This is a genomic window from Echinicola strongylocentroti (genome assembly GCF_003260975.1).
In the GTDB taxonomy this organism is placed as follows: domain Bacteria; phylum Bacteroidota; class Bacteroidia; order Cytophagales; family Cyclobacteriaceae; genus Echinicola; species Echinicola strongylocentroti.
In genome coordinates this window covers 5,561,571-5,582,064 of sequence record NZ_CP030041.1, presented here as the reverse complement: position 1 = coordinate 5,582,064, position 20,494 = coordinate 5,561,571, and the positions used below count along the sequence as shown (strand labels likewise).

Genomic DNA, 20,494 nt, shown 5'->3' with positions numbered 1-20,494 from the left:
TTTTGAATTATAAAAGGAGGTAATTCTCGTATGCCACGAACCGCTAAAGCCCCCCTCTATTATCACATTTCATTGTCTTTGTTGCCTATTCAGTTAAATAGGTGAGATTTCCTTTCTTCCATTCCTGAATTGTCATCTTAGCATCAAACCCAAAGAGACCGCCTTGGAGGTTTGATGCTAATTCGTCAAGAACTCTTAGTCCGGTTTCTTCGTTTACGGGCAGAATATGAGTTGCTGCCCACATTTTCACCCCACAGTTTTCATGTCCCGTAAGAACCAATAACTTATCTAATTGGTTACTGGCTTTTAGCTCTTTAAAAAAAGCATTTAACTTCTTATAAGCTTTATTAGTCTGATTTCTGTTACCAATTAGTGTGCCCGACTCATATTGTTGAGCAGCCGCAATATATTTTTCTAAAATATCATGTTTCATGTAATGGTAATCCGTTTTTTGCTTTATATAAAATATCCAATCCAAACTCAATTTGTTGTTGGTAAGTTTGACCGTTAAGCCAATTTCTAACAGTTTGATTATTAGTAAAGGGTCTGACAATTGTGAGAATAAAAAACTGCTTGCAAACAATTTATTATTTAATAAAAATAAATTATCAAAATATTAAAATGTAAATTGTAAAAAATAAAGACTTAATACCAAAAATACCAATTTTAAGTAACAGTGAAATAAAAAATGACATTTTCACCAGTAAGAAAAAAAGCCATTGATACATGGATGACTTTGCTGATCATCTATGTATCAATGGCTCGCTTTAAAGTTTCACAAGCCAAGAGCATGTTATTACTCAATTCTCTTTGAATTGAAGCTTATACTTTACCACTTTCCTTTCGTCAGCCCCTCCATGCTCTACCGATAGCTCAAATTCTGGAAAGGCAGTTTCCGCAATGCCCAGCACCTTAGGATCTAACAAGCCTTCTATTTTATAGAGATCGCTTTCGGTATAATAATCTCCATCAGGCTTTACCGATACCAAAATACTGGAAAGGACATTATCATGGCCTTCAAAAGAGCCTTCTGGTGTAGCCTTCGTATCAAAAATAGTATAGACACTTACAAAGAAACTACGCTCATAGAGACCATAAAAGGAGTAATCCACCTTATCGATATTGGACAGGACATAATTCAAGGTTAATTCATCAGAAATATTCTGAACTACGGAAGATTGTGCTTTGCAGCTTAACAGACATGCGCTTGTCAAAATAATAACAATAAATAATTTCATTATATTTCTATCTTACTGAGAAATGAATGTGATCTGAATGACCACCTACGGGATGCTTATAATTCCAAGAATCATTCTCTTTTGAATATTTGTGCTTAAAATTAGGACCGAAATTTTCTCGAACGTTTGGAAACCTATCCATGGCTTCTTGTAATTCAATTACTAAATTAGTTGTTCCAGTTGATGCCATTTTTCTCCCATTTATCCTACTTATGTCAACAGCTGTTCCTGAATCAGGATTGCTATTATTTATGAGAATAAAAAAACTGTTTGCAACAATTCATTTTTTTAATAAACAGGAAAAAATCAAAATATTAAAACATATACTAATTAAAAATCACAATTTAATATCAAAATACCAATTTTAAGTAACGGTGAAATAAAAAATGACATTTTCACCAGTAAGAAAAAAAGCCATTGATACATGGATGGCTTTGCTGATCATCTATGTATCAATGGCTCTCTTTAAAGTTTCACAGGCCAAGAGCATGTTATTCCTCTGATAGCTCGTATTTCAGTGTACGTCCTTTTTCCACTGCGGGCAGTCCTTCTGTCATCCATAGCGGCGCAGGGGCTCCCTTGAGATAGTGGTCAAAGAACTGGCTTAGACGGATGGACAAGTCCTTTCTATTTTTCCTTTTGCGAAGGTTGTGGTCTTCACCATTATAAACCAACAGCCAAGCAGGTGTCCTGTTCCGCTTCAGGGACATGAAAAACTCTATGCCCTGGTACCATGGTACGGCCCCATCCTTGTCATTGTGCATGATCAGCACTGGGGTATTGACCTGATCGGCATAGAACAACGGGGAATTTTCGATGTATTCCATCGGCTTTTCCCAGAGCGTCCCTCCTATCCTGGACTGGGTCTGTTCGTACTGAAACATCCTGCTCATGCCAGATCCCCAGCGAATTCCTCCATATGCAGAAGTCATATTGGCCACTGGAGCTCCGGCACCTGCTGCCTTGAACATGTCCGTCTGCGTGATGAGGTAAGCCACTTGGTAGCCTCCCCAGCTTTGTCCTTGGATGGCCATATTGTCAGTATCCACATAGCCTTTTTCCACTACGGACATCACTCCTGGCACCACACAGTCATAGGCACTCTTACCGGGATGGCCGATATCGTATTTGATGTCCGGCACGAAAACCACGTAGCCATTGCTCACAAAGTAGGAAATGTTAATTATCGAAGCACTTGGGGCCGGACTGATATAATTGTGAAAACTGTCAGACCTTCGTTCATAAAAATATACCATCAAAGGATATTTTTTATTTGGGTCAAAGTCCTCCGGTTTGTAGATCATTCCCTGCAAGCTGTCTCCTTTCAGTGTCATGTACTCAGTCAGCTCCACTGTCCCCCAGTTGATTTCCTTTTGTTGAGGGTTGGCATGAGAAAGCTGCTTCAGGTTGTCCATATTTAAATCCGAAGCATAAACGTCCGGATATTCCTGAAAAGTGGATCTTCTCACGATGACTTCATCAGCCTCCTTGGCTTTCTCCAAGCCATAATAGCGATGATCGGTAAACACCAATTCTTCAGGAATTTTGTCCCCGTTAATGTCTCCTTTATAGTACCCGCTCTTCTTGTTTCGCTCATTGAACGCATACAAGATCAATGGAGCCTTGGGATCAATAAATTCCTCTTCCCTATCCAGCACTTCCCTTCGGAAGCTGGTCTGTTGTGCGCTTCCGGATCCTTTGGTGATGTTTACGGGAGCTTTTTTGCCACTTGGGTCTATTTTCCAAATATCGTAGCGGGAGTAAACGATAAACGACTTGTCATCCTCAGTCCACCCGGCCGCTCCATAGGATCGTGGCATGCTGGGACTGTCGTGGAGCTGATCATAGAAATCATCTTCAATACCTGCTGTCAGGTTAATGGTTTTCTCTTGTGCAATGTCATACGCCAACCAAGCACTATCTGGATAACTGTACCAATTCACATACATCGCCGCAGGAGAAAGGCTCGGATAACCTTTGGCATTTTTGACGATCCTTTTTTTATCACCGGTCTCCACATCGATCAAGTAAATATCCCTACCGATCTGGATGTCCCAACTGTAGTTGATCCGATAAGGACTGTCATCTGTAGCGATGACTACATCATATTTGGCGTCTTTGTCTAGATTGACCTTGTCCACCGCTCGATCACCAAGCTGCACGACTGTATTGTCCTTAAGGTCATATACGGCCAGAAACGATTTATTGGCTTCTTTTTCCTTATCTTCCAATTGCATCGGCTGGATTTCATCATCCTTCCAGCTCCAGATATCAAGCGATACACGCTCCTCATCGAGAATGGTCGTATCATCTTCGTAAGCGTAGGTCTTGTAATCTTCATTGACACCGAAAAACAACCTGTTTCCATTTTCCGAAAACTTCAAGTGGCCACTTTTAGCTACTTTACCTTCTGCCAAAAGCCCTTCCGTATCTTTGGTAACAATTGGCTCACTGCCTTCCTTACCGATCCTGTGCAAAAACAATTGGTAATAGGGCTTCTCTGCCTTTGCGGAATCATCAGAAGCCAAATAGGCGAAATGTTTAAGATCTTTCGAAATAGCCACATCTGTGTACTTGGTCATTCCCGTGTCAACAACGGTTCGCTTCCCTGCTTCCAATTCCAGCAGACCGATTGCCGCATTGTCCAAAGTGTCTTCTTCCGATTGGACGAAATAGAGGTACTCGCCCTTTTCGGAAAAACCGTATTGGGCCACCCGCTGGATTTCATAGGTAATGGAACCATCGAAATTTCTCACTTGCAAAAGCGTCCCATCCGTTTTGGGCTGTTCTTTCTTTTTGGACGCCTCCATATCTGTGCTGTCTTTTTCTACTTCCTCATTTTTCTCTTCCTCCTTTTCCTCCTTTTCAAAATGCACTGCAAGCCAGTTACCTTCTTTTTCGGGGACTTTATAGGATTTTACACGTGAGAGCTTTTCCAAGTCTCCATCATCTAGAGAAAGAATAAACAGGCTGTCTTTTGGCATGTCCTTGTCCTTTTTCTCCTTTAGTTTGAGCATGCGGACAGTATCCTTTTCGGGAAGGATCTTTCCTACAACCCAATGGCTGTCATGGGAAAAAGCATAGTGATCGCCCCTTGCAATCGAAAAATCGGCACCCGCACCATCATGACGGGAGACCTTTAAGCGACCGTCACCATCTTGTGGGTTGATTTCAAAACCTACCCACCTGCCATCAGGGCTGACGCTGGTAGAGGATATCGATTCCCATCGGTCATAATCTTCATGTTTAAGGGGGCTTTTCTGTTGGGCGTATGCTCCTACATTTATCAGCAGCAGCAACAATACAACTCTTAATCTATTCATTTATAATAGGGCTTTTTTAGAAAATTTTAATATTCTTAAAATGAAAGCCAAAATTTAAGGATATATCCACAAACAATTCATCAATTCTTAGATCAGTGGTTGGAATAAGTTGTGACCAGCAATTGCCATTTCAAAATCCACTTGAACAGTACGTTGGGTCAAGAGAAAAGTTGAGGGACTACTTGGGTTTAGGCGCATATGAGGGCACCATAGGGAAAGTGGGATCAAGATCAAGCCATCTGTCTGGAGGGATTTTCGACGCACTTTCTTAAAACTGCTTCGCCCAATTGATTATTGGAATAAAGCGCTATTTATACAAATTGGCTTTTACAGTTTTAAAAAAAATCAGCGCCAATCATAGTTATCTGCGTCATCAGCGTTCCATCAGCTCCCCCCTACGTTTCCGCTTGATCCGGGATTGGCACAAATAAATTTGGGAACATAAAAAAAGCCTCGTACATTGTAACGAGGCTTTTCCATTCACTTTAACCACTAACAACCATAAAACAAAAATTCATCATGCTATAAGCAATCAGAAATGATGAAAACATCACTTTGTCAGTAGTCCGTACGGGAATCGAACCCGTGTTTCATCCGTGAAAGGGATGCGTCCTAACCCCTAGACGAACGGACCATAAAACAAAAAAGGCAAATCTAAAATGGTAGTCCGTACGGGAATCGAACCCGTGTTTCATCCGTGAAAGGGATGCGTCCTAACCCCTAGACGAACGGACCATTTTATTTTTATTTCCTTGCCTTTCTGTAAGGTGATGCAAATATAGAGGGTTAATTTTACAATACAAAACCCAGCCAAAAAATATTCTTTCCTTCACCCCAACCTATTGGTTATTAGTAATAAAAATATCGAAAAAGAACCCCCACATCACTCCCATTGCTATTAGGGTCATCAGACAAACCACTTTAAGAAAGTGCAACGACACATTTAGTGCAGCTCTTTTAACTCAAAATCCCCTTCACTCAACACTTCCTTTTCCTCATAGACAAGTTTCCATCCTAAGGAATTGGTAAGGACATAAAAGCGAGCAAGTTCGGCTATCAAACGGCGATTGGCGTTTTTTTCAAGGTCAGAACTGTCCACTTTTCGGCGAATAGAAGCATTGACCCTCGACTTTATCGTGTTTATATCATCAGCATCAAAAGGGTTGAGATAATCGCCTTCGGCATCATAATATTTATAATCCGGGAAAATTTTCACCTCAGCTTCAGGAACCTCTTCAATATATAGTGTTTTGTTTTCCTCATCTATCTGAAATTTCACTTTGGTCAGGTCATAGGCGATCTGCACATCAGCATTGACCACCACCAGGGCTTTTTTTTCAGTGATCCAGAGATTACCGAAAATACCTTCTGACTGCTTATAATTATACACTTGGGAAAAATCCCCCTCTGTCACGATCAGCTTGCTGACATTTTCTACCTCTTGCTGGATCAGGCTACTGCTCTCTTCCAACGTGTTTTTCTGTTCAATTCCTCCAGCAATCCAGCGATAGGCACCAATGGCCAAAAGCCCGATCAAAACTCCAAACAAAAATTTTCGCATAGTTGATTTCGTTGCACCTATATTACTGGAAAGATACCCATTTTCTTTTATTCTTTAAACATACGTTCCTTTAGCAGTTTTGGTCCAGGATATTGTTCCTCTTTCCATGGTTTTGCCCTAAAAACCCCATAACGGCTCTAACAGCTTGGAAGCGCGTTGGACTGAGTCACTGCAATTCATCTCAACCAATCGTCTCTATCGATAGTAACAACGGACCATCCCCCCTACAACACGGAGTCCCTAACAGGGTTGTATACAATCAAAAAATGGAATTATATTTGATGATAATTTACTTATTCAAAATGTTTTCACCAATAAGTTCTTTTTTATGCAAACCTCTGAAAAACAAAACGAACGCATTGCAAAGATGACTTTTGCCTCGGTTTACCCCCATTACCTTACCAAAGTGGAGAAAAAAGGCAGAACCAAAGAGGAACTGCACCAAGTCATCACCTGGCTAACGGGTTTTAACGATCAAGATATTAATCGGTTGATAAATGAAAAAAGCACCTTTAAAGAATTCTTCTCTCAAGCCACCATACATCCAAATGCCCACATGATCAAAGGCCTCATCTGTGGCTACCGTGTAGAGGAAATCGAAAATCCACTGACACAGCAATTACGGTACCTGGACAAACTAGTGGATGAACTCGCCAAAGGCAAAAAAATGGAAAAAATACTCCGCGAGCCTTAAACCCTAGGGAAATCGCTTTTATCCCCATAAAGTTATTTAATTCAGGCAAAAAGAGTCAGACCGAGCGGACCTGTCTATCCTCCACCAGGTAGAGTCGAGGTCCAACGTCTAGCCTTCGACTCCGCTCAGGCTGACATCTCTTTATTAATAGTTTAATAGCGATTTCCCTACCTTAAACCCGGAATCTAAGTCGTTGAGAAATTAACGTAGCTAACTTATTTGATAACCACATTAGGTTCATAGTGCACAATAGGGCAAATTCCGTAATCCATATACCCTGTACGTATAGATGGGATCTTTACACCCACTGGTGAAACCTTTGTGTTTTTCGACCAATATTATATACCCCCTAATTTTGACACTTACCCATACACATTCAACCCGGAATATGCATTAGCCTATCTATTGCGGTATGAACCTACTTCAAAATCAGTCGCTTCGCTGCTGTTTTCGATTTCACCATAGCGGTGCTATGCCTCAATCTCCAAACAGCCTGATTTTCTTGTAGTTTCAAACCTCATCACGATTCCTAATGCATAAACCGGGTTCAACCTTACACCTTTGGATACCATGAAAACAGAAATGGAAAAAATGATGGCCGGAGAGCCTTATGATGCGCATTGTGAGCAAATGATCGCTATCAGAAAAAATGTCAAACGCATCCTGCACAAGCTCAATGTCACGGAATACTATACCGACAATTTTCAGGACACCATCAACGAACTATGCCCCAATTCTGCCAAAAACCTTCACCTAGAGCCTCCATTTCACTGCGATTATGGTCAAAACATCCATGCCGGGGACGGTGTATTCATCAACTTTGACGCTGTCATTTTGGACGGGGCAAAAGTGACCATTGGCAGAAAGACCCTCCTGGCGCCAGGCGTACATATCTATACCGCCAGACATCCTCTCCAAGTCGAAGAAAGAAGAGAATGGGAAGACTGTCGCCCCGTCACCATAGGCGAAGAATGCTGGATCGGTGGCCATGTCACCATCTGTCCCGGAGTGACCATCGGCGACCGAGCGGTCATTGGTGCAGGAGCAGTAGTCACCAAGGATATTCCAGCAGATACACTGGCCGTGGGCAATCCCGCCAAAGTGATCAGAAAACTAAATGAAAAAGACCGGAAAACTACTTTCAATACTTGAGTGCCAGCGGCATGGATGATTGCTATGCCTACACTAAACCCAATATATTACATCCGTTTGCCCTGACAATTTCCCATAAAAACCGTCAAATAATATCGGTAATTTCACTAATCTATATCGCTATGATTTTTTTGGATTATGTATATCCGCAATGATACCAGTAATCACAGAGATATAAAATAGGTGCTCACAGAAACCTCAGAAAAGCGTTGTTTCATTCTGGGTTTTCTGTGCGTTCCGCGAGAAATAAAAACTACTGGCAAGAAAGCGTATAATCAAATTTTGGACCAACATCAAACGGTGACTTACTACTCCTTGCTAGAGATCTCGTTGATTATTATCCTAGTACTTTTTACCAATATCATCTATAATTAGCACAATAATTTGCGTAGCCAAATAACTACACTTATATTAGTAGTCAAATGGCTACATTAATTCTCATTGAACTAAAATGAAACTCAGACGCGATCCTTTCCAAGCTATAGCTGACCCCACCCGAAGGGCAATACTGCTGCTTCTTGCCGCTCAGACCATGACAGCCGGATCAATTGCCGAAAACTTCGAAGCTGCTCGGCCTACCATCTCCAAGCACCTTCAAGTACTTCAAGAATGTGAGTTGATTGATTCCAACCAAAAAGGCAGGGAAGTCTTCTATGAAATTAAAGTGGACAAAATGAAAGAAATCGACCAATGGCTGGAGCAGTTTAGAAAAATCTGGGAATGCCGCTTTGGACAATTGGATAATCTTATTGCTAAACTCAACCATAAAAAACCATGAAAACAAAACTCGCATTTGACTTCATTGTAAACAAAGAAGCCAACACCATGACGATCAAAAAGGAATTTGCTGCGGCCCGCCAACAAGTATGGGACTGCTTTACCAAAAGCGAATTATTGGACCAATGGTTTGCCCCTGAACCCTACAAGGCAAAAACCAAGCACATGGACTTTTCCGAAGGAGGCAATTGGCTCTTTGCCATGATCAGCCCTGAAGGTGAAGAGCACTGGAGCCGATTTGATTTTCAGCGTATCCAGCGTTTGGAACACTATACGGCGGCGGACTATTTCTGTGACGAAAACGGAAAACCCAACCCGGATCTCCCCCAAGGAAATTGGAAAGTCAACTTCAGCAATTCAGCAGACACCACTGAGGTGGACATCCTGATCAGTTACAGCTCACTGGAAGACCTTGAAGTAGTCGTGCAGATGGGCATGCAAGAAGGGTTGACACAGACGTTGGAACAGCTGGAAGCTCTGCTGGAAAAAAGCGTAAAATAATTCCATGAACTATAAGCGATAGAACTGATCGACCAATTATAACTATCCAGCATTGGCGATCAGTTCTTTTCATCCCCCGCGATTCCATATATAAAGATTGCTTCGCTCCTGAAGAACTTAATGGCATCTTAGGCATTCCTAGACCCGATTTTGGAAGGCCTGAATCACTTATGCTCAACCCGCTCCCAGAAAACTGACCTGCCAAAAGTGGGCATACCCAAGTATCCCCTGATCTCAAGCTGATCCTCATCTTCTTCAAACCTTGCTAGGCAATCGTACGTCTTTCCACTTTCTGGATCATACAGTTCCCCTTCATTCCATTCCCCTTCATCATACTGTAGTCCCTCGATGATATTGATTCCCAAAATAGGCCGGTCCCTTAGTGCTGGATCTTTGTTATCAGCATCCAGGGGTGTCGAATTCCCGTCTTGCACGGACTTAAGCCAAACGATCCTTCCCGCATAGCCGGTCTTTTCCTTGGTGATCTTTACTTTGGCTTTTTGATCGGTGGTCCTCCATTCCCCCACAATTTTATCTGCCTGGGCAAGGGCAGACCCTACCACCACAAACTGGGCTAAAAAACCAACTATCAGTACTTTATCAAGTCTCTTCATAGTAAGCAAATATAGAAATTTAGTTTTATACCTCTTTTAAAAGGAACTCCAAACATTGTTTTGTAGTTTTGCACTTTAAAATTGAATGAGCACATGAAAAATTCTGAGATAAAGTTCACCATTGACTTAGACGAAAAGAGCCTGCCAAAAACCATAACATGGGACGCTACCGACAAGGAAAGTGAAGGTGCAGAAGAAACCAAAAGCATCAGCCTAAATGTTTGGGACAACCTTAATCACAGCACTTTGAGAATAGACCTATGGACAGATGATATGTCTGTGGTTGAAATGAAGCGGTTTTATATCGATATTTTGGGAGGCATGGGACAGACCATCCTTAACAGCACTGGTGATGAATATATGTCCGAAGAAATCAAGGAACTCTGTGACCGCTTGGTGAAGCATGTCAATGAAGAAAATAATAAAGCAAAGTAAGCGTAAAAAAGTCACTTTCAGCTTTTCACAAAAGGCAGCCAATGAACACATTGACTGCCTTTTTTGTGTCCTCCTTATATTAAATCATCACCTTTAACCCTAAAATTATCCCATACACACCCGGTATAATTAATTTTTTACCTTATATTAACTAGGCGATTAGTCTTTTAGATGGCTAAAAGCAATTAGCGAAACAAACCCAATAATAACATGAAGAAAGCACTACCTAAATGGATCTCTTTGCAGGTGGTTTTATTTTTTGCACTGTGCCAAATCGGAGGAACCATGGCCATGGCCCAAGAATCCACGACAATCCAAGGCACCGTAAAAGATGCAGGCACCCAAGAGACCCTCATCGGCGTAAATATCCTTGTCAAAGGAAAAGTAGTTGGTACCGTCACAGACCTGGACGGTAATTTCCACTTAGAAGTCCAACAGGCTCCACCCCTTACATTGGTGGTGTCCATGGTTGGATACACCAGTCAGGAAATCCATGTCAACTCCGCAAAAACCGTTGACCTGGCAATACAATTGGAAGAACAGACCTTGCTAGGACAAGAAGTGGTCGTCTCTGCTTCCAGGGTGGAAGAAAGCATCCTTACTTCGCCAGTTTCCATCGAACAAATGGACATCCTCAGCATCAGAGAGACGGCAAGCGATAGCTATTACAAGGCCATCGCCAACCTCAAAGGAGTAGATGTCACCACATCTTCCATCAATTTCCAAATCATCAATGCGCGAGGGTTTAATTCCACTGGCAACACCCGTTTTGTACAGCTTACCGATGGCATGGATACCCAAGCGCCAGCACTGAACTTCCCCATCAGCAACTTGAATGGGCCTTCTGAACTCGACGTGGAGAGGATAGAATTTATCCCAGGTGCTTCTTCTGCCCTGTATGGCCCCAATGCCTTCAATGGCATCCTTCTGGTCAACAGCAAAAACCCATTTGATTACCAAGGCCTGAGCGCTTTTTACAAACAAGGCTTCAACCATATCAATGGACGTGAAGGAGAACCTCAAAGCGCCCAACCGATGTACGAAGGGGCCATCCGTTATGCCAAGGCCTTCAACAATAAGTGGGCATTTAAGCTCAACGGGTCATTTATGCGGGCAAAAGACTGGTACGGCACGGATATGACCGACCTCAACGCCAGAAGTCAAGGCGACTTGCCCTTTAACCCTGGCGCCAATCGAGTACATATCTTTGGCGATGAAGTGTCCAATAATATTGGGCTACTACGCAACGTAAGTACAATTCAACAAAATGCAGCGGCATTGGGCATAGACGGCTATCTCCCCAGTATTCCTGACCAAGTGGTCTCCAGAACGGGATACGAAGAGTCCAACCTCGTAGATTACGGCGCTGCTGCTTACAAATTTAACGGCGCCCTGCACTATCGAATCAATGACTTTTTGGAACTCTCCTACACCTTAAACTATGGTTCTGGCACTTCTGTTTACACAGGATCCCAACGGTACTCCCTTTCTGAATTTGAAATCTCGCAACACAAATTGGAATTGACTGGAGATAATTTTTTCCTACGGGGATATACTACACGGGAAAATTCAGGCAAATCATTCATTGCAGACCTTACAGGTGTACGCATTAACGATACTTGGAAGGACAATTCCACTTGGTTTGGAGAATACACCTTGGCCTATATGGGAGCACTCGCCCAGCAAGGTGTAGCCCCCGGCACACAGGGCACTACCGAACAGCAAGCTGCCGCCCACCAAGCTGCCCGGGGAGTCGCAGACCAAGGACGCTTCCTACCCGGTTCGGAGGAATTCAACTCAACATCTGAACAGATCAAATCTGACTATATCCCGGAAGGTTCTCTCTTCAATGACCGGTCTAGAATGTACATGGCTGAAGGACAGTACAATTTCAAAAATGAAGTTGACTTCATGGACCTGCAGGCTGGTGCCAGTTACCGACTCTATGAACTGCGCTCAAATGGGACCATCTTCGCTGATGTAGCAGGTAATGACATCACTATTTCGGAGTACGGTGCCTTTGCCCAAGGGGCCAAAAAAGTCCTGGATGACAAGCTTAAACTTATGGCCTCCATCCGTTTTGACAAAAATGAAAATTTCAAGGGACAGTTCAACCCCCGTTTTGCTGCCGTATTTACCCAAGGAAACAGCAACATCCGTTTTTCATATCAAACAGGTTTCAGAATGCCGACCACCCAAGGACAGCATATTGACCTGAATGTGGTCTCTGCTAGATTACTTGGTGGACTGCCCTATTATCGTGAAAAATATCAAATCTTCGAAAATGCCTTTTCCTTGGCCTCAGTAAACAATTATATCGCCAAAGTAGGTGAAGGACTGAGCCCCGTACCCCCGGAAGCTACTGCAGAGCTCGTTCCTGTCAACGACCTTCCAGACCTGAGACCTGAGCAGGTCAAATCCTTCGAGGTCGGCTACAAGGGCTTGCTTGCCGACAATAGACTCTTGATAGACTTCGCTTATTACTATAATATCTACAATGATTTCATCACACAAACCGCTGTCAGGAAAGCCCCCGGACCAGTCTACCCTAACCCGATAAACAGCGACCAAGCGGCCATCAATGCGGTCAATGCACCATCTTTATTGACTCCTGTCACCACTCCTGGCCAAGAGAACACGTTCCAGACTTATACCAATCTGGTAGGCAATAGCGTAAAAGCCAATGGTGCCGCCATCGGAATCACCTACAACCTGCCTAAAAACTATACTTTCAGCGGCAATTACAATTATAATAAGCTATTGACGGATATAGAAGAAGGCTTCCTCTCGGACTTCAATACTCCAGAACATAAGTTTAACCTTATCTTTGCCAATAGAAAATTGACTGAAAAATTAGGGTTCAATGTCACCTACAGATACCAAACGGCTTTTCGCTGGGAATCCTCTTTTGCTGCCGGGGAAGTACCGCAGGTAGGCACCATCGATGCACAGATAAACTACAAGGTCAAAGACTGGAAATCCATCATCAAGCTTGGTGGATCCAACATCCTTAACGAGCGCTATTTCCTCAATTTTGGAGGACCTTCCATCGGCGCCATTTATTATGTAAGCATCACCTTTGACGAACTTCTCAATTAAACCCCATGACCATGAAGCTATTATATAAACCCACCTATATATTAATGGCAGGCCTGTTGTTAAGCGCTTGCCAGTACGATTTCCCGGCACTGCCCACCAATGAACCAGAGGCGGGGAATGCAGATTTTTCCAAGTACGTTGCCGTAGGGAACTCCCTTACCGCTGGCCTGATGGACGGAGCACTTTATGACAGGGCACAAGACAACTCCTTTGCCGTGATTTTGGCTGGACAGCTCGAGGGGGCTGGCGGCGGAGCCTTCAATGTACCGGATATAGATTCTGAAAATGGATTTTTTGCCATGGGAGACAACGGACCTTTGGGGCGACTTATCCTAACGACCAACCCTGAGACTGGCGCCATCGCCCCTGCTCCTATTGGCCCAGGAGACCTCCCTACTCCCTATACCGGTGACAAGACTGCCTTGAATAACTTTGGCGTACCAGGCATCACTCTTGGCCAAGCGCTCACACCACTGGCCGGTGGTCCTGCGAGTGCCCAAAACCCTGCTTATTCTCCGCTCTATGCCCGGTTTGCCAGTAATCCCGGCCAGTCCACGATCATCGGAGATGCTGCTGGAGCCTTGGCTGACGGCGGGACGTTTTTTAGCTTTTGGTTGGGAGCCAACGACGTATTAGGCTACGCCGTAAGTGGTGCCTCAAACCCACAAATCCTTACCTCTGATGAAGATTTTCAAACATGGCTTTCGGCCGCTTTGGGAGCATTACTCCAAGCCAGCCCCTCATCAAACGGAGTGGTCATGAACATTCCTGCTTTTGGGAACCTACCGTATTTTAATCTTGTCCCCTACAACGCCATCCCCCTTACTCAAGCACAGGCAGACGAAGCAAACAACGGATACGCCCTTTACAATGGAGGACTGCAACAAGCTGCGTCAGGAGGCCTGATCACAGAGGAGGAACAGGAGTACAGGACTATTCATTTCTCAGCAGGCCCCAATGCCTTTGTCATGGAAGACGAAAGCCTGACCGATCTTAGTTCACTGGGTTTGCCTTCCATTCGTCAAAGTACAGTAGAGGACAAGACCACTTTGCCCCTAGCACAAGCACTGGATCCGACGTCCCAAGAAAACGCCAATAGCCAGAGAGGCGTTAACTTTCCAGTCGAAGACGAGTTTGTACTGATTCCCGATGAACAAACGGAGATCAACGAAAAAATAACCACCTTCAACGAGCTGATCACTGCCGCTGTAAACGCTAATTCCGAGCGGTTGGTTTTGGTGGATGCTGCGGCATTCTTTGACCAGGTGGCTGACGGAAAGATCAATGCAGGAGGAGTCACACTAAATGCCAGCATCACTCCACCTAGTGGTGGGTTTTCGGTAGATGGTGTCCATCCAAATGGCCGTGCAAATGCCTTTATTACCAACTTGGTCATCGAAATGATCAACGCCAAATGGGGAGCCAATATCCCACAAGTAAACCCCAATGCCTATATTGGCAACGACCTTCCGAGATAAATAAGTAAACCCGGAATATGCATTAGCCTATCTGTTGCGACCTTAAACTGCTTCAAAATCAGTCGTTTCACTTTAGTTTTCGGCATAACCGTAGCGGTGCTACGCTAATGCCTCCAAACTAACTGATTTTCTTGCACTTTCAGCTCTCACTACGATTCCCAACGCATAATCCGGGTTAAAGCTGTATTATCCCGGTTTATGTATCCTTATTTGATGTCTGTGTTATTTACAAATGGCCTAGGGGGGATTTCAAATCCCCCTTATCTCGGTTCGAGATTACAAATCCCGAACAGCTAAGTGCAGGTTGTCACCTGCACCTTCTATATGACCCTCCGCCAAAGGCGGATGAGGCAGGATGCTCAGTTGATAACGCCTATTCAGGGTTTAACCTCAACCAAACCAACCACTATACATGAGCAGATAGCTGCGACGGCTTGTACGATCCAAATCAACTAATCATTCTTTCAGCCCATCCCGCCATGCGGCAATCTAGTGTCAAGCCAAATCTAAACCTACGTGTAATCCGGTGTGTACTGACCTGAGCTCGACTTATTTTTAGTATAAAAAGCGCCATAGCGAACCCTTTTTAGGAGGATGTGGGTGGGAAAAGGGCGTGGCAACTCGCCGCGGCGAGCTGCCACGGCTTCCACCCCTCAACTCTCCCCTAAGCCTCGCAGTGCATGTTCCGACCACTGTACGGAAACGGTTTTATAATCGAACTGAGGTTACTGGGTTTTAGCTTGAGTTTATAAGCGCTATTTTCCAGTTTAAGAAAAAAATCAGGGTATATCATAATCATCTGCGTCATCAGCGCTCTATCAGCCCCCGGCATTTCCGCTTGATCCTATTAAACCCGGTTTATGCATATTGCCGTGGGTTTCCATATTTGCCAAAAACAAAAAAGTCTTGCCAGCAGCAAGACCCTTTTCAGAATATAAACCCAAATATAACTTTAGAGATTAAAAGTTTCTATATTAAAACCATTTCAAAAAGAGGTTTTTTGAATCAAAACAATAGTTTATTTCAAACAAATCGATTGACTCCAAAATTTTCACTCTCCTTAATAATGTAATCCCAAAGTAAATACATTTTTTGTTATTTTGCAAATCAAAAAAAATGTTCGTGTAAATTTTGACAATTCAACAATTTGAATGCATCTTTATTCAAATAAAGGTAACCAAATAAATAAATAATGGATAAAAATTTAGATATTGACAATGTTGATCTTAAGATCATTTCATTACTCAATGAGGACGCAAAAACACCTTACACAGAAATCGCAAAGAAGGTATATGTATCTTCAGGCACCGTCCATGTAAGGATGCGTAAACTGGAAGATATGGGAATCGTCAAAAGCGCTACACTCAACATTGATTTTTCAAAATTAGGTTATGACATTTCAGCATATCTGGGTATTTACCTTGAAAAAAGTTCACTTTATGACAACGTAATAGAAAAACTCAAGGAAATTTCGGAGGTAGTAAATGCCTATTATACTACCGGTAATTATAGCATCTTTGCCAAGATAATCTGTAAAGACACCAACCACCTAAGGGACGTCTTGAACAAGATCCAAAAAGTAGATGGAATTGACAGAACAGAAACATTGATCGTACTCGAAGAAAGTATAAATCGACCTATACAGCTTTTTGAGCAAGATGCTAAGTAGTTTTGCTTAGAAAAATAATTACTTAGATTAAATCTAAATAAAAAATATCTAAAAATATTTGCAGTTATAACACGCTTTTTTCCGCATAACCAAGAGCACTAAAACGGTGCTTTTGGTTATCAAAACTTTTGTTTTTTATACCGCCCACATAGTTTTTTTCTATTTTCGATTGAGAATTTTCATTCTATCTGAACATAAAATTTTAGATTAATGTTATATCTTTGCGCTACAAAATGTAATTAGTCTAAATAACTCGCTTTATGAGCAAAGACAACGAAATTTTAGAGGAATTCACCTCAAAAGAGTATGAACATGGCTGGTCTGTGGACTTTGAAGCTGATGAAGCACCCGCCGGTTTAAATGAAGAAATTATCCGTTGGATTTCTGCCAAAAAAGAAGAGCCTACTTGGCTCTTGGAATGGAGGCTAAAAGCCTTCAGGACTTGGCAAAATATGACCGAACCTGACTGGGCAAACGTCAACTACCCCAAAATAGATTTACAGGCATTAAAATATTATTCTGCACCTAAGCAGAAAAGTAAACCTAAGAACCTAGATGAGGTAGACCCTGAACTACTACAAATCTATGAGAGATTGGGCATTAGCCTTAACGAGCAGAAGAAGCTACAAGGCATTGCCGTAGATGCTGTCCTGGACTCTGTTTCTGTTGGGACCACTTTCAAGGAAACACTTAGCAAACTGGGCATTATCTTCTGTTCTTTCAGTGAAGCAGTAAATGAACATCCCGAACTGGTCAAGCAATACCTCGGTTCTGTGGTACCGATGACGGACAACTATTACGCTGCACTGAATTCTGCAGTATTTTCCGATGGATCCTTCTGCTATATACCAAAAGGCGTAAGGTGCCCAATGGAGCTTTCTACCTATTTCAGGATCAATGCCGCCAATACAGGGCAATTCGAGAGGACATTGATCGTGGCTGAGGATGAGTCGTATGTATCCTATCTAGAAGGCTGTACCGCTCCCCAAAGGGATGAAAACCAATTGCACGCAGCAGTAGTTGAAATCCATGCTGCCAAAGATGCAGAAGTAAAATACTCTACTGTCCAAAACTGGTTTCCTGGAGACAAAAACGGAAAAGGGGGTATTTATAACTTTGTGACCAAAAGAGGAATCTGTGCCGGTGACAATTCGAAAATCTCTTGGACTCAAGTAGAGACGGGTTCTGCAGTAACATGGAAATACCCTTCTTGTATCCTAAAAGGAGACAATTCTGTGGGAGAGTTTTATTCAGTTGCTGTGACGAACAATTATCAGCAAGCTGATACTGGAACAAAAATGATTCACATTGGTAAAAACACCAAATCAAGAATCGTTTCCAAAGGTATTTCTGCTGGACATTCCCAAAACTCCTATAGAGGTCAAGTACAAGTGATGAAGAGAGCGGTCAATTCCCGTAACTTCTCACAATGTGACTCCTTGCTGATGGGCGATAGATGTGGAGCTCATACCTTCCCCTATATCGATATCCAAAACCCTACCGCCAAGGTTGAGCACGAGGCCACAACGTCAAAAATTGGCGAAGATCAGATTTTCTACTGTAACCAACGGGGAATTGACAGTGAAGATGCTGTAGCACTTATCGTAAATGGCTACGCTAAGGAAGTATTGAACCAACTTCCCATGGAATTTGCGGTAGAGGCCCAAAAGCTATTGGCCTTGACCCTAGAAGGAAGCGTAGGGTAACCCTCTGCCATCAACTTACATATATAAAAGAGCCAAAGTACCGTCAAGGTGCCTATAGCTCGTATATTACCAAATCCAGAAAGAAATCAGTCAAATCATGTTATCCATAAAAAATTTACACGCATCTATTGAAGGAACACCAATCCTGAAAGGAATCAACCTAGAAATCAAAGCAGGTGAAGTCCACGCCATCATGGGACCTAACGGGTCTGGAAAATCTACTTTGGCGTCAGTATTGGCAGGAAGGGAAGAATATGAAGTTACAGAAGGTGAAGTATTCTTCAATGGCAAAAACCTACTGGAAATGAATCCGGAAGACCGAGCCAGAGAAGGCGTGTTTTTGGCTTTTCAATACCCGGTGGAAATCCCCGGTGTAAGCACGACCAATTTCCTTAGAACAGCAGTAAACCAAGTAAGGGAATACCGCGGAAAGGAAGCCCTTGATGCGGTAAAGTTCCTTTCTTTGATGAAAGAAAAAATGAAACTGGTAGAAATCGACCAGAAGCTGATGAGCCGTGCCCTTAACGAAGGTTTTTCGGGTGGTGAAAAGAAAAGAAACGAGATTTTCCAAATGGCCATGTTAGAGCCGACCCTTTCTGTCCTTGACGAAACTGATTCAGGGCTGGACATCGATGCCTTAAAAATCGTATCCAACGGTGTCAATCAATTAAAGACAGACGATAATGCCACCGTAGTGGTCACTCACTACCAAAGACTATTGGATTACATCGTACCTGATTATGTCCACGTGCTTTACAATGGTAGAATCGTGAAATCCGGTTCAAAAGACCTGGCGCTGGACCTTGAAGAAAAAGGATATGACTGGATCAAAGAAGATGTGGACAGTGCATCTGTCTAAGCTCCTTTATCCCGTTGTCAAACCTCTTATTTCTTACTAATTAATGACTACAATAACTAAAAATAAAATCACAGACTCCTTTTTGGAAATCGCCCGTAATACAGCCCATGGCTCCCTTGCGGAACTGAACGAAAAGGCAGTCAAGGAGCTCGAAAAAGAAGGCTTGCCCGCTCCAAAGGCTGAGGAATACAAGTTTACACCAATAAGCAAAAAGCTGGAAACATCCATTTCCAACCTTCGGGCCGCCCAAAAGGTGGCATTGACAAGCGAACAGGTGGAAGCCGAACTGATTCCAGGTTTGGACGCTGATCTATTGGTCTTTAACAATGGCCATTTTGAGGCCGACCTGTCTTCTTACTCAGAAGAGAATTATTCAGTTAAGCTGTTTTCTGAGCTTACCAAAGAGCAATCCCAGCTTATCGGGACGATAGCACCAGTAGAAAAAGAACCCTTCAATGCGCTGAATTCAGCCTTGTTTACAGAAGGGCTGTACATAGAAGTGGCAAAAAACAAAGCTGTAGAAAAACCTATACTACTGCTCAACTTTTGCCAGGCCAATAATGGCCAGGTAATTACTCCTCGGCTTTTTGTCCAAGGAGAGGCGAATGCCGAAGCGACCTTTATCGAAAGGGTCATCAGCTTAGACGATGAAGTATATTTCCTCAACGGCGTCACCGAGGTGAAGGTAAATGAAAATGCCCACCTATATTACCATAAGATCCAAAATGAAAGTGAAGCAGCCATTGAGGTCCACAATTTTGAAGCTGACATCCATCGAGACGCTACATGCTCCACTGTCACGCTATCGCTCAAAGGCGACATCATCCGAAACAACCTAAGCCTCAATCTAAAAGATAGTGGCTGTGAAGGGAATATGTATGGTCTGTACCTGCTAAACGGAACTACGCATGTGGACAACCACACCAATGTGGACCATACCCAACCCCATGCAGATTCCAATGAGCTCTACAAAGGAGTGCTAGCTGATAAGTCCAAAGGGATTTTCAATGGAAAAATCTTTGTGCGACAAGATGCACAAAAGACAAATGCATTTCAGCAAAACAATAATATCCTCCTGTCAGAAGATGCCATCATCCATACCAAACCACAACTGGAAATCTGGGCAGATGATGTTAAATGCTCTCACGGCTGTACCACTGGTCAGCTGGACGAAGAAGCCCAATTTTATCTACAAGCAAGAGGCATTGGTAAAGCAGAAGCCAAAAATCTTTTGTTATATGCCTTTGCAGGAGAAATCCTAGACCATATCAAGATCGAGGCTTTTAGAGAATACTGCATCCAGCTTGTTCAGGAAAGATTAGGAAATCTTTAACATAAAAGTTCAGTACTAAGTACGTAAATCATTGCGGATTACCTTAATGCCAAAA

General features: G+C 42.9%; 16 protein-coding genes and 2 tRNA genes. 11 read left to right on the top strand and 7 right to left on the bottom strand.

Going from position 1 to position 20,494, the window contains the following annotated elements:
• Positions 1-85 precede the first annotated feature (85 nt).
• The 6 genes from DN752_RS22200 to DN752_RS22170 form a co-directional block, all read right to left on the bottom strand.
• Positions 86-433 carry a DUF2019 domain-containing protein gene (locus tag DN752_RS22200; RefSeq protein ID WP_162633311.1) on the bottom strand — a complete coding sequence of 116 codons (348 nt, stop codon included), beginning with the start codon at positions 431-433 and terminating at the stop codon, positions 86-88.
• A gap of 367 nt (positions 434-800) precedes the next feature.
• Entirely contained in the window at positions 801-1,238 is a 438-nt protein-coding gene (locus tag DN752_RS22195) for a hypothetical protein (RefSeq protein ID WP_162633310.1), read from the bottom strand.
• 491 nt (positions 1,239-1,729) lie between these two features.
• Positions 1,730-4,561, bottom strand: coding sequence for an alpha/beta hydrolase family protein (locus tag DN752_RS22185; RefSeq protein WP_112786008.1), 2,832 nt, complete (start codon positions 4,559-4,561; stop codon positions 1,730-1,732).
• Between the two features lie 562 nt (positions 4,562-5,123).
• Positions 5,124-5,195 (bottom strand) — tRNA-Glu (locus DN752_RS22180).
• 26 nt (positions 5,196-5,221) lie between these two features.
• Positions 5,222-5,296, bottom strand: a tRNA-Glu gene (locus DN752_RS22175).
• Between the two features lie 208 nt (positions 5,297-5,504).
• The gene (locus tag DN752_RS22170; protein WP_112786007.1) at positions 5,505-6,122 is read right to left on the bottom strand and encodes a DUF4230 domain-containing protein; all 618 of its coding nucleotides are present in this window, start codon (positions 6,120-6,122) and stop codon (positions 5,505-5,507) included.
• 328 nt (positions 6,123-6,450) lie between these two features.
• On the opposite strand from DN752_RS22170, the gene DN752_RS22165 reads away from it, so the two are divergent.
• The 4 genes from DN752_RS22165 (at position 6,451) to DN752_RS22150 (ending at position 9,246) form a co-directional block, all read left to right on the top strand.
• Positions 6,451-6,816 (top strand): DUF2200 domain-containing protein, encoded by a 366-nt coding sequence (locus DN752_RS22165; protein ID WP_112786006.1) that lies wholly within the window; start codon positions 6,451-6,453, stop codon positions 6,814-6,816.
• Between the two features lie 570 nt (positions 6,817-7,386).
• Complete coding sequence (locus tag DN752_RS22160) at positions 7,387-7,968, top strand: sugar O-acetyltransferase (protein ID WP_112786005.1); 582 nt, start codon at positions 7,387-7,389, stop codon at positions 7,966-7,968.
• Between the two features lie 451 nt (positions 7,969-8,419).
• Positions 8,420-8,746 (top strand): ArsR/SmtB family transcription factor, encoded by a 327-nt coding sequence (locus DN752_RS22155; RefSeq protein WP_112786004.1) that lies wholly within the window; start codon positions 8,420-8,422, stop codon positions 8,744-8,746.
• Positions 8,743-9,246 carry an SRPBCC family protein gene (locus DN752_RS22150; RefSeq protein WP_112786003.1) on the top strand — a complete coding sequence of 168 codons (504 nt, stop codon included), beginning with the start codon at positions 8,743-8,745 and terminating at the stop codon, positions 9,244-9,246. Before DN752_RS22155 ends, DN752_RS22150 begins: the two co-directional genes overlap by 4 nt.
• Positions 9,247-9,410: 164 nt before the next feature.
• On the opposite strand, the gene DN752_RS22145 is transcribed toward DN752_RS22150, so the two are convergent.
• The gene (locus DN752_RS22145) at positions 9,411-9,860 is read right to left on the bottom strand and encodes a DUF2147 domain-containing protein (RefSeq protein ID WP_112786002.1); all 450 of its coding nucleotides are present in this window, start codon (positions 9,858-9,860) and stop codon (positions 9,411-9,413) included.
• 93 nt (positions 9,861-9,953) lie between these two features.
• Between DN752_RS22145 and gldC the strand changes: the two genes are divergently transcribed.
• The 7 genes from gldC (at position 9,954) to sufD (ending at position 20,439) form a co-directional block, all read left to right on the top strand.
• Positions 9,954-10,295, top strand: coding sequence for a gliding motility protein GldC (gene gldC / locus DN752_RS22140; RefSeq protein WP_112786001.1), 342 nt, complete (start codon positions 9,954-9,956; stop codon positions 10,293-10,295).
• Between the two features lie 210 nt (positions 10,296-10,505).
• Positions 10,506-13,394: a TonB-dependent receptor gene (locus tag DN752_RS22135; protein ID WP_112786000.1), complete on the top strand. Its 2,889-nt coding sequence runs from the start codon at positions 10,506-10,508 to the stop codon at positions 13,392-13,394.
• 11 nt (positions 13,395-13,405) lie between these two features.
• Positions 13,406-14,872, top strand: coding sequence for an SGNH/GDSL hydrolase family protein (locus tag DN752_RS22130; protein ID WP_112786661.1), 1,467 nt, complete (start codon positions 13,406-13,408; stop codon positions 14,870-14,872).
• A 1,192-nt stretch (positions 14,873-16,064) separates the two neighbouring features.
• Complete coding sequence (locus DN752_RS22125) at positions 16,065-16,541, top strand: Lrp/AsnC ligand binding domain-containing protein (RefSeq protein ID WP_015266856.1); 477 nt, start codon at positions 16,065-16,067, stop codon at positions 16,539-16,541.
• Positions 16,542-16,801: 260 nt separating this feature from the next.
• A complete protein-coding gene (gene sufB, locus DN752_RS22120; RefSeq protein WP_112785999.1) occupies positions 16,802-18,247 on the top strand; it encodes a Fe-S cluster assembly protein SufB in 1,446 nt (481 codons plus the stop codon).
• A gap of 97 nt (positions 18,248-18,344) precedes the next feature.
• Entirely contained in the window at positions 18,345-19,106 is a 762-nt protein-coding gene (gene sufC, locus DN752_RS22115) for a Fe-S cluster assembly ATPase SufC (RefSeq protein ID WP_112785998.1), read from the top strand.
• A 43-nt stretch (positions 19,107-19,149) separates the two neighbouring features.
• Positions 19,150-20,439 carry a Fe-S cluster assembly protein SufD gene (sufD, locus tag DN752_RS22110; protein WP_112785997.1) on the top strand — a complete coding sequence of 430 codons (1,290 nt, stop codon included), beginning with the start codon at positions 19,150-19,152 and terminating at the stop codon, positions 20,437-20,439.
• Positions 20,440-20,494 lie beyond the last annotated feature (55 nt).